Here is a 14,862-nt window from a genome sequence, read left to right as displayed (position 1 = left end):
ATGTAAATAGTCTCGTTGAAAATTCTATTTTGGCGCATTGACGCCGTATTAGGGAGCGTCCATCTCATCACCCATTATTAAAAAGTAGCAAAACACTTGTTGTGTTCTAAGCTTTAAGGTATTCAAACAACCAAGGATGGTCTGTCATGCCTCAGTCACGTAGAACTCAAATTAGTTTAATCGATACTCCCTATTACCATTGTGTTTCCCGCTGTGTTCGGCGTTCTTTCTTGTGCGGTACGGATAAATTTACAGGTGAAAGTTATGAGCATCGTCGTGGTTGGGTAGAAGAGCGTTTGTTACCCAATTGATATTACAGCCGGCACTTAAAAGGAGGTCACATTCTGTGCCCCCCTTGCAAATAATTTCTATTCTCTAAAAATCATATTTCAAAGATAAACTAAGTTTTGTCCCTCGTGTTTCTGAACGTAACAACACATCTTCAAACTCTAACTCTTTGCTTTCACCTAAAAGGTTTTGCACCTTAAAAGTGATAGTTGTATTAAAGTTAGGATAATACTTGTAGATCGTATCAAACGAGTGAAAGGGTTGTTCGTAACTGTCGTCAAACCCGTCAATACCGGGGATCAAAATCCGCTCACCAAATACGTTGTAGACCACAGATAAAGAATGTTCACCGTTGTCTGAATCGTAACCCGCTTGCAAGTTAGCCACATATTGAGAATGTCCGGTTAAGCGCCGCTTAAGATTAGTCACCGCCGCAGATAACCCCGTCTGATCCACAATATTTTGTCGATCAAGAGTGATTTCTGAATCACTAATAGTTAAGTTACCAGAGACAAATGTATTGTCCCAAACACCTTCACCGAACGAGTCTAAGCCCTGTAAAAATTCAAACTCGACCCCGTATAATTCACCGGTTTCAGCATTGGCTATTTTGATTAACGGAGGACCATCTTGTGCAGGTGATTGCACCGATTCAATTGGCGCATCCATATCTTTGTAAAACAAACCTATGGAAAGGTTATTACCCGCTTCGCGGTACCATTCCCAACGTAAGTCGTAATTGATTATGGAGGTGGTGTCTATGCCTGGTGTGCCAGATGTGGGGAAACCAGTAAGGGGATCAATAAAAGTAGACGACGATACTTCTCGCAAGTCTGGTCGAACTACGGTTTGCCCTACGCTTGCTCTAAACTGCATTGTGTCATCTTTAATGTAGGTAAGTGCGAGTGCAGGATAAAAATCGTCTTCCTGAAATGCGAGTTGTGCTCGGTCTGCATCGTCTGGCAAATCGATTTGATTAGATCTGGGGTCAAAAGGTGCAACCACTTGTCGAAAATCTTCAAACCTAGCGCCACCGCTGATCCGCCACTTTCCCTGGTAGAATAAATCAGCTTCTACATAAAAGGCATCGACCTTTTGCGCGGCGACATAATCATCACCGGCAATGGTGGTATCTCGCAATATAGCAGTGCTATTAAAATGACTTGGGTCTGCTAATAATTGATCATTCAAAATAGAATAAAATGAGCTACCCACTAGATCCGCACTATCGGTAAATGCACGAGTATTAATATCAAATGTGCGATTTTCAGAGGTACGTGTTTTGCTGAGAAAATCACCGCCAAACTTAAACTCTATCTCCCAATCTTTAACAGAAACTGGATAGGTAACGTTGTACCCATAGTTTTCTAATCGGTCGTGTAAATTTTGAAAGGTATAGCGAGAGGCCGTTGTTGAGTTATTAAGTGAACTTTCGTTTTGAGTATCAAAAATTCCGTCTTCATTGGCATCTGCTAAGACAAATCGTGCTTGCATATTACCTGGGGCATCCCGTAAAGAGCGGCCTAAAGAATATTTCCAATCCAGCCCCGCAAAGTTAAGAGAGGGAAAAGTATGCATACCACGAAGTTGGTTGGTATACATTTTCCGTTCTTCATATTCCACTTCTATGTCACGGATACGTAGACCTTCGGCAAGGTTCAAGTTTTCAGTATGTCCGAAACTTTCACTTATCTGATCGCTGGTGTCATTCAATAAAATCAAACTGTAGTCAATTCGGTGATTTCGATTAAAATCGACACCCAAGTTGAGCATATTTGACCATTTAACCGTGGTTTCAGTTACCGATATATCATCGAAAAAACGTACAATATTGATCGAGTCACCCACACGATCAGCTTGCTCTAGCTCGTATTCTTCTGAAACTGTGGTTTCATTGTCATAACTAGTGGTCCATAAAAACCCTAAACGCCACTTGTCGCTAATATCAACACTATTGCCCAGTGAAAATCCCACCCCAACATCAGGTCCAACACTGCCTGAAACAGGGTCATAATCGCGATTGACTGCACTGAATAAAGATAACGCTTCTGCTTGATCTAGATTGTCTAGGAACTGTTTATTGTCCCAACGTGTTTGTATCGAATCTGGCACAGCTCTGGTGCCATCATCTCGCCCTTGCCAATCATTACCGCCACCATTGTATGACAAGGCATCGCCAGCATTTTCAGAGTTATATCCTAGGCTGCCCGACATATTAAACACAAAATCATCAGGGATAGTTTTTAATCGAATGTCGACATTACCACCGCCAAATGATGCCGGCATTGAAGGAGAAAAGGCCTTCTGAACTGATAAACTTTCAATGATGTCAGAGGGGAACAAATCTAATGGAATAACATTTCGAGTGGGATCAGGACTGGGAACAGCCGCTCCGTTCAATTGAGTACTGGAGTATCTCTCACCCAACCCTCGCACATAGATAAACTTACCGTCTACTAAGGTCAAACCTGTCACTCGACGCAGTGCTGAGGCCGCATCGCTATCACCTGTTCTGGATATTTGTTCGGCCCCTAAGATATCAGCCACAAACGCTTGATTTTTACGTTCTTCTATAACAGCAGTAGCCGTACCTTTTAAGCGTGTTCCTGTGGTCACTACTTCATCAAGCACACCCTCTTCATTTTGACTTTCTTGACCTGTCGCCATTTGTGACAGTGTTAGCGAAGCCAGCACGGCAAGACTGAGTTGTGTGACGCGAAACCTATTTTCAGGCTTATTCATTTTAACCTCATTAGCTGCCAACCACTTTGCAGCCATGTAACATTGATAACTGAATATTTGAAAGACAAGGGCGCTACCGAAAGTAACGCCCTTGAATTATTGTTTTCAAACTAGCTATTTCTAACTAAAGACCCACCGTCCAACCTGCCGTCCAATCGTTATCAGCGTCTTTAACTGCACCGATAAAATCAACATTAGAGAAGAAAGTATTCAGGCTAGTGACATCAGTTGGCGTGGTTGTATCAATGGTGTAAAACCCATTGAGTACCGCACTTTGACCTGCTGCGGTAGAGGTAGATGATTGCGCTGCAAACCAAGCTTCTTGGTCGAAATCACCAGAGTTCTTGATATTCTCGCCACAGGCCAATACAGAGCTGGCAAACACTAATTGCGGGGAGTTAGTACCGTCCATATTAGCTTCAAGCGTTGTATCGCCGTCTGATAAATCAGCTTCGAAACACTCGCCCATTCCCGCAGGTCCGGTTACCACAAAGTTATACAATTGGGCATTAGTTTGATCTCTTAGTAATACACCTTCAGAGTCAGACTCGGCAGTATCAAAGGTATTACCAATAATAGTCATGTTAGCCACAGTTGGGTTAGAGAACGCCATACCGTCGCCGCCGTCACCGTCACCTTCAATCCCGCGGTTTGCGTCTGAGTTATCGTCAGCATGTTTAACTAGGACAAATTGCATATTGCCTTTAAAGCCATTATCCCAATCAACAGAATCATCTTGAATACCAGTTAGTACAAGGTATTTGGCATTAACCGCACCACCAAAGAACTCAACACCGTCGTCAGCATTTTTATGTACTTGTAAATACTCAACTGTTGTACCAGAGCCTACCGCACCAAAAGTAATGCCATTTAACTCATTATCAGGAGCAATTTCAAAACCACCGTGCATAACACGCACATAACGCAAGGTACCAGAGCTGTCGGTATCGTCATTACCACCAAACACAGCACCTTCTTGTACGCCTTCCACTTGAAGTGAACATTCTGAAGCATCTTGTGGACACTTAGTTGAGTTGCCATTACCCAACAACACTAAACCGCCCCATTGACCCGCTTCACCGTTACCTAATCCATCAACCACACCGCCAGAGATATGTTGTTTAGACGTGAAGGTAATAGGAGATGCTGCAGTACCATTTGCTTCAATTTTAGAGCCACGACTAACCACTAAATAATCATTACCAGAACTACCATAAACAACTACGCCTGGTTCAATAGTCAAAGTGGCGCTATCTACATTGTCGTCACCCACAAATACCGCACCAGAAAGTGCGTAGTGATTACCCTCAATCAAAGTAAGGTTAGAGGTAATACGACCTGAAACTTGGCAGGTGTTGGTAACACCATCGACCATTGCTATGGTAGTCGTGCCTGCAGGGCAACCAGAAACAGAGGTCACCACGCCTACTTCACCACCACCAAAACCAAATGCCCAACCTTGACGCCAATCATCTGAAGATGTGGCTACGGCTCCAACAAAAGTATTAGTGTCAAAGAAACCATCAATAGTAGTGGGATCACCACCAGCAGTAAGTAGAGCGCTTTCGGTGGTTAAACTCCCATCGATATTCAAACCTAAGTTTGAACGATCCGCATAAGCAATAAGCTGATTATTTTGCTGGTCTGCAGTAAACCAAGATTCAAGCTCTATGGTGCCATCTGGCGTCTTAAAGGCTTCAGCGCAGGCTATGACAGAATTAGATATAGTGATGTCGCCATCTGTAAGGTTGCCTTGAACTGTCTCATCGGTGTCCATTTCTAAACACTCACCCATTCCCGATGTACCAGTGATCAACATATTCATGATGTGAGCACCAGTTTGATCACGCAATAACACGCCCTCTGAGTCCAGTTCATCGGTATTAAAGTCATTACCTACAATGGTAATATTGGCAATTTGTGGGAGTGAGAAGTCTAAACCGTCACCGCCGTCGCCATCACCTTCGATACCTCGGTTTGCATCAGAGCCATCCGCAGCATGCTCTATATAGACATACTGTAATTTACCGTTATAGCCATTATCCCAATCTACTGAATCATCTTGAATTGAGGTTAACACTAAGTGTTTAGCGCTGACCGAGCCACCAAAAAATTCAACCCCATCATCAGCATTTGCGTGTACTTGAACATAATCAACAGTGGTACCTGAACCCACACCACCAAAGGTGATGCCATTTAGTTCGTTATCCGGTGCTATTTCAAATCCCGCATATTTAACTACAACATAGTTAAGTGTGCCTGAATCATCTGTGCTGTCGCTACCGCCAAATACGGCACCACTTTCGACCCCCTCCACTTGCAACGAACAGTCGGTGCCATCTTGCGGACACTTAGTAGAAGGTGCATTACCTAGAATAATCACCCCACCCCATTGGCCTGCTTTGACTTCATCACCCACAACATCATTAAAAGAGGTCAAAATGATTGGCTCAGCAGCTGTTCCGACGGCTTCGATGTCTGAACCTCGACTCACTACTAAATAATCACTGCCGCTACGACCAAAAACAATAGTGCCAGGCTCAATCACCAAATTAACTGAGTCGGCATTGTCATTACCTACAAACACCGCACCTTCAAGTGCCCATACTGTGTCGTTAGATAATGTGATGTTGCCGCTTGCATCTGCATCAGATGCAAGCAACCTGCCTGAAATTGAGCGAACTTCGACGGTTTCGCTAAGTGCTGTAGAAACCTCAGAGGAGAGAAAAGCACTTGCATCGCCTGGACGATCGTCTGTTACTACCGGAGTATCATCGCCTTTATCACCGTTGTTGGTAACACTGTTATCTGTAACGCTATTATCAATATCACCTTCATTAATATTGATATCACCACCACAACCTGCCAAGACTAGGGCTGCAGCAATTGCACTAGCTCTAAAGATGTTCATAACTACCATTGTGTGCTCCAAATGCGAGTATTGATAAGAATTAAAAAACGCAAGTAGGGTAACCAATGGGCATGACACTTTTGTTACATCAAATAGATGTCATAAAAGTTTAATATTGATCGTTTGTAGAAAATATTTTGCAGCTTTATGCTGATTGATATTGTACTCAAGTAACTTGAGCAAATTTAAACTAAGGAAAAATGAATACCTTGAAGGACCTCAAGTATGTGTGAAATGAAATAAACCTTGAATAAAAAGGCAGAATATCTGCCAATACTATTTAAGGAGAACCAAACTTTGGTTCTCCTTGATAGATTTACAAGGCGATTTGTAATCGAGCACGAAACTCACTACCAGTATCATTACTTAGGTTGTCTTTAGCATCAGTAAAGGTCGCACCAACACGAATGAATTTGTTGACATAATAATTGAGACCAATTCCATAGGATGTTGCATCAGTATTACCAAGCTCTTCATCTGAATAGTGACCATCTCCATCTTCGTAACGCACAACCACTTCCCATGCCCCTGACGAGCCACCAGGCTTAACGCGTTTAAAGACACCGCTTTTATAGGGGCGTGTTTCCCCTGTGATTATCCAGCCAGCTTGCACATACAAACCATCTGAACTGACACCTAGGTTGTCTGAAGTGACATATTCAGTTTGAAGATGATAAGGCCCTTTCGAATAGGCTAATTCAACACCAGTCATATCCACATCAGCTGCACGGTTACTATAAGCTAAGCCTAAATGAAGAACTTGATCAGAGGATTTTATTGGACTGTAGGTCACTCGACCGGTCACAGCGGCGCCATCACCGACACTATCATCTTCAAATATGCCAACAGCGTAGGTAACATCACCTTGTTGACCACTAAATTGAATACCTTCGTTTCTGCCCGGAGCATAAGCTTCGGTAATTGCAGAGCGCTCAAGATAACTAATATCTTTTGAAGATTCTAAAGACTCCAAACCAAAGGGTTCTTTTTGTTTACCCACAGTTAAAACAGCTTGTTTACCCCAACCGTTGTATCGAATGTAAAGATCTTCTGGTGTTCCGCCATTGTTATTACCGACGTTAAATTGAACTTTATACGACCAATCTTTTACGTTTCCTGACAGGTATAAGCGTGCTCGACGAATGCTAAAATCATCTTCATCAGCAACACTGTTAAGTTCGGCATAATTGTAATCCCACATTAAACGACCACCCAACTTAACAGAATAATCTCCATCAGCTGTTTTAACTTCGATTGGGCCTTTGAGATTAACAACCACATCATTTCCATCTGTAGACACAACACCCGCCAGCAGAAAATTAGGTATAAGGAGCAGTACACAGAAAACAAAAAAGTTACGTTTTATCATAGTTTTTCCAAAATCAGAGATTGTAGACCATTGCCGTTTTATCGGGCGAATACCTTATGACAGTTTTGTTGCATTTTTATGACAATATGACACTTTTATATGTTTTTCATGAAATTTTAATGAATGATTTATTACAAATATTGGACTAAAAAAACAAATTGGATTTATTTTTCTAAAAACACTGCGCTTGATTTTCTCTAGAAAATTGGCAAGCTTTAGCTATAAAAAAAGCCAGCTACGAGAGCTGGCTTTAAATCTATCAATCTATATTAGAACACGATAGTCGTCTTAAGGGTTATTGTCCTATGGAGCAAAAATACCTTTAATCATAAAGAAGAAGACTATCGACAAACCGGCGCCTGCAGGCAATGTAATTACCCAAGACACCACAATGTTTCTAACAACACCTAAGTTAATCGCTGCGATACCTCTCGCCATGCCTACACCTAACACCGCGCCAACTAGAGTTTGCGTAGTTGAGATTGGCAACCCAGCACCAGATGCAATGACCACAGTACAAGCGGCTGCCAATTCTGCAGCAAAGCCGCGACTTGGGGTAAGGTGAGTAATACCCTTACCTATGGTTTTAATTACTCGATGACCAAATAATGCTAAACCAGCGACGATACCGATACCACCAAGTGGTAAAATCCACCACACTAACGTAGCTTTTGAGCCAATTTCACCACCACTTTCAACAATACTGACTACTGCTGCTAATGGACCGATAGCATTTGCCACATCATTTGAACCGTGAGCAAACGCCATACAACAAGCCGTTACTATCATCAGTACCGCAAACACTTTCTCTACATTGGCAAATTGTGCATCTCTTTTTGCTGCCGGATCAATTTTTAAACGACTAATAAATAGTTTACCTGCTATACCAACTAACACCGCAATGCCAATAGAGATAAAGTAGCCTTGATCAGTTGGAATATCTAACCCAACATGTTTCAGTCCTTTCTTAATCGTCACCAAAGCCATTACAAATCCGGCAAGACCCATGTAAAAAGGCACATAACGTTTTGCGCTTTCAAATGGATTATCAGTATCAAATATCAATTTTTGCGCTGATTGGAATATAAGAAAGGCAATAAAACCAGAAATAGCAGGGGTAATAATCCAGCTACCAACAATACCGCCTACTTTTGCCCATTCTACTGCGTCTGCGCTAACACCAACTGCAGCAAAGCCTACAATTGCACCTACTATTGAGTGCGTAGTTGATACTGGCCATCCAAGATAAGAGGCAAACGCTAACCAGATACCGGCAGCAAAAAGTGCCGATATCATTCCGAAGACTAATAATTCTGGCGTATTGATGAAAAATGCCGAATCAATAATACCTTTACGAATAGTTGAGGTGACTTCACCACCAGCCAAATACGCACCGGCAAACTCAAAAATCATCGCAATAAAAATAGCTTGTTTAATGGTGAGTGCTTTTGAGCCAACCGAAGTACCCATAGCATTGGCTACATCATTGGCACCGATGCCCCATGCCATTAAAAAGCCAACCGCAGCGGCGACTACGATTAATATAAAACCGTAACTGTTAATAATATCCATTGTCAGAATCTCTTAGTTGGCTAACATCAATTCGAGGCGAGAACCGACTCGTTCGGAAATATCGGCCAACTCGCCGACCCAATCAATAATGCTATATAAAAACATCACGTCTACCGGATTGAGATCTTTTTCAAGGGCTAACAAGCCTCTTCGAAGACCTACTTGTAATCTATCAGTATCGTCTTCGATTTCATCTAAACGTTCGATCATATCTTCAACCACTCGCAATTCTCGGCCTCGAAAACCCGTTTCTAAAAGGTCATCAAGTTCGTTAATCACTTTTTTGGCCTGATTAGTCGCATCCAAGCAACGCTTTAGGTATTCAAGAAAAGGTTCTTGAAGTTCTATTGGCACAGTAAGTTGACGCCCTAATATACGTCCAGAGATATCTTTTGCCTTATTCGCGATTTTGTCTTGCTGAGTAAGCAAGTCCAAGACATCTTGTCGTTGAATTGGCATAAAGATACCAACAGGCAAACTAATTCGTAGCTCGCGTTTTATCTCATCCGCTTCTTTTTCTAACATCGAAATTGTTTTTTGATGCTCTTGCGCAGCTTTCCAATCTTGTGCGTAAACAGCTTCAAAGAAAGGCAATAAACCTTGACTACATCTATGTACAATATTGATGTGGTCTTCAAGGGGCTTTAACGGCGATTTAGCAAACACCCCCAAAAAAGAATTAATTGGCATAACGGTTCTCTTAGATTTTAAACATCGTTAACGATAGACTATTTTTAGGACTCATCACCCAAATCTAACTATCAATTGTAAAACCACAACAATTTTAACAATTGAATGTGGCATTATAATTACACTGAAAACTTTAGAATTCTAACGTTTCCAACATAACAGAAATTTTCTTACTTATTACTACCCAAATAAGACCTTACATCCCAATTAGAATGTATTAATCTAATTACAGGAGCATTGGGCTCAGACTTTAACTTTATTACAGATATGTGACACTTTTATGAAACCGATAATATTTACTTTAGTTGGAAGCGACAAACCAGGATTAATCAGTGATTTAGCCAAAACTGTGTATGACATGGGAGGCAACTGGTTAGGCAGTAACTTTTCACACATGGCGGGGCATTTCGCGGGTTTTGTGCAAGTTGACTTGCCCCAAGAAAAGCACCAAGCACTGATCGATCGTTTATCACAACATCCCGATTTAAAAATACACTTACTACCAGGATTAACAGAACAACCTGCAGTGCAACAAACTGTGCAGATAGACATAATGGGCAATGACAAAACTGGCATTGTGCAAGAGATAACACAAATATTAAGTCAATTTAACTTGAACATCGTCAAGTTTGATTCGAGTTTAGAAAGTGCGCCTAATTGGGGCGGAGCGCTATTTAAAGCCAAAGCCATAATAACTGTGGCGGCTGATTTTGACTTAGAAGCGTTACAAGAATCCCTTGAAAGTGTCGCAAACGACTTAATGGTAGATATCGAGATACAATAAACTAGGGGCTGTCATTAAGTTGTCATAAATGCAGTAGACGATTGATTACGTTATATTTGTTAAGAGTGATACATGCCTAATACCCAGAATATTTATTATCCCAAGGAACTCAGTTGGCTTTCTTTTAATCAGCGTGTGTTACAAGAAGCATCTGATGTCAATAACCCCATAATTGAACGCATCCGATTCCTTGGTATTTATTCAAACAATATGGACGAATTTTATCGCGTTCGAGTCGCAGATGTTAAACGTAAAATATACATCCACTTAAACGAAGGGGAACTTGAAGAAGCTGAACAAACCAAGTTATTGATGGAAAAAATTCAAGACAAAGTGTTGGGTATGACAGAAGACTTTGATCGAATTCATCTAAACGTGGTCAAGGGTTTAGCCAGATACAATATATTTTTGCTGGGAGAAGAAGACCTCAACGACTACCACACACAATGGTTAAGTAATTATTTTAAAAATAAGATTTTACGGCATATCGCGCCAGTATTACTAACCAAAAAAATCAAGCTGGTTTCCAGATTAAATGACTTTGCGACTTACCTGTATGTTGGTGTTCACAAAAATGATAAAGCCATTGCTTATGCCACCATTGAGGTGCCAAGCCAAAATATGTCACGCTTCGTGGTCATACCGCCAGAAAAAAGCCGTAAGAAAAAATACATTATTTTGTTGGATGATATTATTCGCTTGAACTTAGAAAGTATTTTTAAGGGTTTTATTGAATTTGATTCCCTTGAGGCTTTCTCGTTTAAAATGACCCGTGATTCAGAATATGCGCTGAACGATGAAATTGATGAAAGTTACGTAGACAAAATGTCAGAAAGCATGAAACAAAGGTTAATTGCCGAGCCTGTTCGGGTAGTACACGACAGCAGAATGCCCAGCGAAATGCTCAAGGATTTAAAAAAACGCTTAAAAATTTCGTCCTACGACAGCCTTATTCCAAGTGGCCCTTACCGTAACTTTAAAGACTTTATTGGCTTTCCAAATGTGGGCCGTGATTATTTAGAAAACCAAGCATTACCGGCTCTCACCTCTAAGGATTTTTCTGACTACGACACCGTATTTGATGCGATTACAGCTAAAGATATCCTTTTGCATTATCCCTACCATCGTTTCTTACATGTCACTGAGTTTATTCGCCAAGCTGCATTTGATCCCAGTGTGAAACACATTCGATTGAATATCTATCGAGTGGCAAGCCAATCAAGAGTCATCAGTTCTTTAATTGATGCAGTAGACAATGGCAAAAAGGTGACTGTGGTGGTTGAGCTACGCGCTAGATTTGATGAAGAAGCGAACATTCACTGGTCGAAGAAAATGACTGATGCCGGTGTGCAAGTTGTATTTGGTATGCACTCTTTGAAAATCCACAGTAAATTGTGTGTTGTCACCCGTGAGGAAAAAGGCCAATTAGTCAACTACGCCCATTTTGGCACAGGTAACTTCAACGAAAAAACTGCAAAAATTTACACCGATTTTAGTTTGTTTACCCGCAACCAAGAACTCGCTAATGAAGCAGAAGCAGTGTTTACCTTTATACAACAACCCTACAGGCGACAAAAATTTCAGCATTTACAAGTTTCTCCGCTCAATGCGCGAACCAAAATACAAGCATTGATACGTCAAGAAATACAAAACGCCAATGAAGGAATGAAAGCTGAAATAACACTAAAAATCAATAACCTAGACGATAAGTTACTGATTGATGATTTATATAAAGCCAGTCAAGCCGGGGTGAAAATCAAAGCCATTATCCGGGGAATGTGCTCATTAGCACCAGGGGTAAAAGGATTAAGCGAAAATATCAGTGTTATCAGTGTTGTTGACCGTTTTTTAGAACACCCAAGGGTAATGGTGTTCGAAAATGCAGGAGACAAAAAAATGTTCATCTCTTCTGCGGATTGGATGACCCGCAACATGGATTTTCGAATTGAAGTTGGCTGCCCAATATATGACGAAGATTTAAAACGTAGAATAATGGATATATTACATTTGCAGTTAAAAGATACACTTAAAGCCCGAGTTATCGATAAAGAACAAACCAATCAATATGTGCCTAGGGGGAATCGTAAAAACCTACGCTCCCAAACTGAAATCTATCGTTATCTAAAAGCGCTTGAGAAGGACAAAAATGCCTAATACAAATACGGTACTTAATTCGACGTTCGATAACGTAGAGTCAAGAGACACAAGTAAAGTAGCAGCATTAGACATTGGGTCGAATAGTTTTCACTTAGTGGTTGCACGTATTGTGGCAGGCTCAGTTCAAATATTGCACCGAGTAAAACAGAAAGTGCGCCTAGGAGATGGTTTAGGTTCAGACAACATTTTATCTAAAGAGGCCATGCAGCGTGGTTTAGATACATTAGAAGTGATTGCAGAGAGCTTGCAAGGTTTTGAACCTGAATGTGTCAGAGTCGTCGCCACCCATACATTAAGAAAAGCCAGTAATGCCAAAGAGTTTTTAAAGGCCGCTAAAAAAGTCTTTCCATTTCCTATCGAGATTATCTCTGGAGCAGAAGAAGCCCGCCTAATCTATCAGGGAGTAGCCCATACCAATCATCAAGAAGGACAACGTTTGGTGGTGGATATTGGTGGTGGATCAACCGAATTTATTATTGGTGAGGGGTTTGAGACTAAGGTATTACGCAGTCTACAAATGGGCTGTGTGAGTTACACCAATCGATTCTTTAAACAAGGTGAAATCAAAGTAAGATCCTTTAATAAGGCCATTACCAGTGCTCAACAAGAATTGGAGATGATTGATAAAAATTATAAACAGATTGGTTGGAATACCTGTATTGGCACATCAGGCACCATTAAAATAATTATCGAGCTAGCTGCTCAACTAGATAGTACAAATAGAGAAAACCATGTCTGTCTAACCGACTTGCTCACATTGAAGGATTTGTGTTGTGCGGCTGGCAATAGCAAAGATTTGCAAATTGAAGGTCTGTCTGATGATCGCCGTCCTGTATTTGTCGGTGGTTTAGCTATTTTAATTGCCGTATTCAAAAGTTTGAATATCCAGGAAATGGAGTTTTCTCAAGATGCGTTACGTGAGGGAGTGTTATATGAAATGGAAGATCATTTAACCCATCCTGACATCCGGCAACGCAGTGCTGAAAGCTTAGCCACTCGTTACGATGTTGACGTGGAACAGGCAAAACGAGTGCTTGCCACAACCATGGAGCTATATAAGCAATGCAAAAAAGCATGGAAAATCGACAATAAAGAACTTAAAAACATGTTGGCTTGGTCAGCGTTATTACATGAGGTAGGTTTACAAATTAATACCCGCGGTATTCAGCGCCACTCAGGGTATATATTACAAAATATCGAATTACCTGGATTTGGACAGGAACAACAAAATTTATTGGCCACGTTAGCTAGGTTTTATCGCAAGAAAATCAAAGTAGCGGAAATACCTGAGTTTACTCTCTTAGCACAAGAGCAAGTGTACAGGCTTATTGCGTTATTACGTTTAGGTGTGCTGCTGAACATAAAACGCCAAGACGATATTTTACCCGAGATGTCACTAAAGGCAGAGGGAGACAAGTTACACATTCAATTTCCCGACACCTGGTTAGAGCAAAAACCGGTATTCAGTGCCGATATTCAACGTGAAAGTGACTACATTCAAGAGCTCGGTTTAACCTTGAGTTACAACTAACAACACTGCACTAAGATTAAAAAGGGAAAAAGAACTCAAGCTATATGGAATAGTCAGTACCTAACCTGACAGAGAACTTTGTGCCATTTGCAGTCGTTGGGCAGAAGTTCTCTGACTGGCAGCTCTGAGCCTATCAACAGACAGTGGGAGGATTCGCTTTTCTAACCGTTTAAATACCAAGTACGCGCTGAAAGCAGACATCAAACAGGGTGTCTAGATAATTTCCCATACCCGTCCCAGGCCTGATGGCAGACCTGGTTAGAAGGGGCAATCATTCCGTAATTGTTACCATAAAACGAATATGAACAGCCGAAATAAATGTAGTTTAGTATTTTTCAGTGACATTGAACAATACCTGCGAGCCGACAAATGTGACAGAAAAACCGATAATACTCATGACTAAACTATGCTCTATACGCTACTTTAATTCCCCATGTGCTGAACGTTACGCCGCCACCCGCCCATCTGCCACCGGAATCCCTATAGAACCCATACATAGCAGTTAACCCCCCCGCGGTTTCCTCCATGAGAGATTATCCGTCGCCTGTCCGCAGGCAACGTGTTGAGAGGCATTTTTTTGAATGACAGGCAACCGATAATCTAAATCAAACCGGAAGTAAACTAAAACACAGCTACGTCCGCTTTGGTGACTCTTCGGATCATAGCAATGGATTGGCCGTTGAACCGCTTTTCGCTCTAAAGGGACGAAACCACAATAAATAGCTACGTCCGCTTTCTTGTTCTTGTAGGTTATCTGCACTCTGTCACCCTCATGAAGGCACAGCTTACTTCGCTGTTCATTGACAGATGGCGGATAA

Annotated in this window: 8 protein-coding genes and 1 pseudogene; 4 read left to right on the top strand and 5 right to left on the bottom strand. The window is 41.4% G+C overall.

The genetic code is table 11. The features are described 5' to 3' along the window. Positions 1-146 precede the first annotated feature (146 nt). Positions 147-302: pseudogene (locus tag QZ488_RS18545) on the top strand (transposase); the annotation flags it as partial. Positions 303-375: 73 nt separating this feature from the next. Here QZ488_RS18545 and QZ488_RS18540 read toward each other — a convergent pair. The 5 genes from QZ488_RS18540 to QZ488_RS18520 form a co-directional block, all read right to left on the bottom strand. After that, complete coding sequence (locus QZ488_RS18540) at positions 376-3,030, bottom strand: TonB-dependent receptor (RefSeq protein WP_293751519.1); 2,655 nt, start codon at positions 3,028-3,030, stop codon at positions 376-378. Between the two features lie 124 nt (positions 3,031-3,154). Next, positions 3,155-5,950 (bottom strand): hypothetical protein, encoded by a 2,796-nt coding sequence (locus QZ488_RS18535; RefSeq protein ID WP_293751517.1) that lies wholly within the window; start codon positions 5,948-5,950, stop codon positions 3,155-3,157. A 307-nt stretch (positions 5,951-6,257) separates the two neighbouring features. Continuing rightward, entirely contained in the window at positions 6,258-7,310 is a 1,053-nt protein-coding gene (locus tag QZ488_RS18530) for a porin (RefSeq protein WP_293751515.1), read from the bottom strand. Between the two features lie 303 nt (positions 7,311-7,613). Continuing rightward, entirely contained in the window at positions 7,614-8,882 is a 1,269-nt protein-coding gene (locus tag QZ488_RS18525) for an inorganic phosphate transporter (RefSeq protein ID WP_293751514.1), read from the bottom strand. Positions 8,883-8,894: 12 nt separating this feature from the next. Then, positions 8,895-9,572 carry a TIGR00153 family protein gene (locus tag QZ488_RS18520; protein ID WP_293751512.1) on the bottom strand — a complete coding sequence of 226 codons (678 nt, stop codon included), beginning with the start codon at positions 9,570-9,572 and terminating at the stop codon, positions 8,895-8,897. A gap of 280 nt (positions 9,573-9,852) precedes the next feature. Here QZ488_RS18520 and QZ488_RS18515 point away from each other — a divergent pair, with 280 nt between their 5' ends. From QZ488_RS18515 to ppx, 3 genes are all read left to right on the top strand, one after another. Beyond that, positions 9,853-10,356, top strand: coding sequence for an ACT domain-containing protein (locus QZ488_RS18515; protein WP_293751510.1), 504 nt, complete (start codon positions 9,853-9,855; stop codon positions 10,354-10,356). A gap of 72 nt (positions 10,357-10,428) precedes the next feature. Continuing rightward, positions 10,429-12,510 carry a polyphosphate kinase 1 gene (gene ppk1, locus QZ488_RS18510; RefSeq protein ID WP_293751508.1) on the top strand — a complete coding sequence of 694 codons (2,082 nt, stop codon included), beginning with the start codon at positions 10,429-10,431 and terminating at the stop codon, positions 12,508-12,510. After that, positions 12,503-14,044 carry an exopolyphosphatase gene (gene ppx, locus QZ488_RS18505; RefSeq protein ID WP_293751506.1) on the top strand — a complete coding sequence of 514 codons (1,542 nt, stop codon included), beginning with the start codon at positions 12,503-12,505 and terminating at the stop codon, positions 14,042-14,044. The genes ppk1 and ppx overlap by 8 nt, the downstream gene beginning before the upstream one ends. The last annotated feature ends 818 nt before the right edge of the window (positions 14,045-14,862 follow it).

Source organism: uncultured Paraglaciecola sp. (genome assembly GCF_913020055.1).
In the GTDB taxonomy this organism is placed as follows: Bacteria; Pseudomonadota; Gammaproteobacteria; order Enterobacterales; family Alteromonadaceae; genus Paraglaciecola.
The sequence above is the reverse complement of the archived record's forward strand: the minus strand, read 5'-3'. Positions and strand labels throughout refer to the sequence as shown.

Coding starts and splice junctions, on each gene's coding strand:
- ppx (WP_293751506.1), top strand. CDS start 12,503: ATGCCTAATACAAATACGGTACTTAATTCGACGTTCGATAACGTAGAG.
- QZ488_RS18535 (WP_293751517.1), bottom strand. CDS start 5,950: ATGGTAGTTATGAACATCTTTAGAGCTAGTGCAATTGCTGCAGCCCTA.
- QZ488_RS18530 (WP_293751515.1), bottom strand. CDS start 7,310: ATGATAAAACGTAACTTTTTTGTTTTCTGTGTACTGCTCCTTATACCT.
- QZ488_RS18540 (WP_293751519.1), bottom strand. CDS start 3,030: ATGAATAAGCCTGAAAATAGGTTTCGCGTCACACAACTCAGTCTTGCC.
- QZ488_RS18525 (WP_293751514.1), bottom strand. CDS start 8,882: ATGGATATTATTAACAGTTACGGTTTTATATTAATCGTAGTCGCCGCT.
- QZ488_RS18520 (WP_293751512.1), bottom strand. CDS start 9,572: ATGCCAATTAATTCTTTTTTGGGGGTGTTTGCTAAATCGCCGTTAAAG.
- ppk1 (WP_293751508.1), top strand. CDS start 10,429: ATGCCTAATACCCAGAATATTTATTATCCCAAGGAACTCAGTTGGCTT.
- QZ488_RS18515 (WP_293751510.1), top strand. CDS start 9,853: ATGAAACCGATAATATTTACTTTAGTTGGAAGCGACAAACCAGGATTA.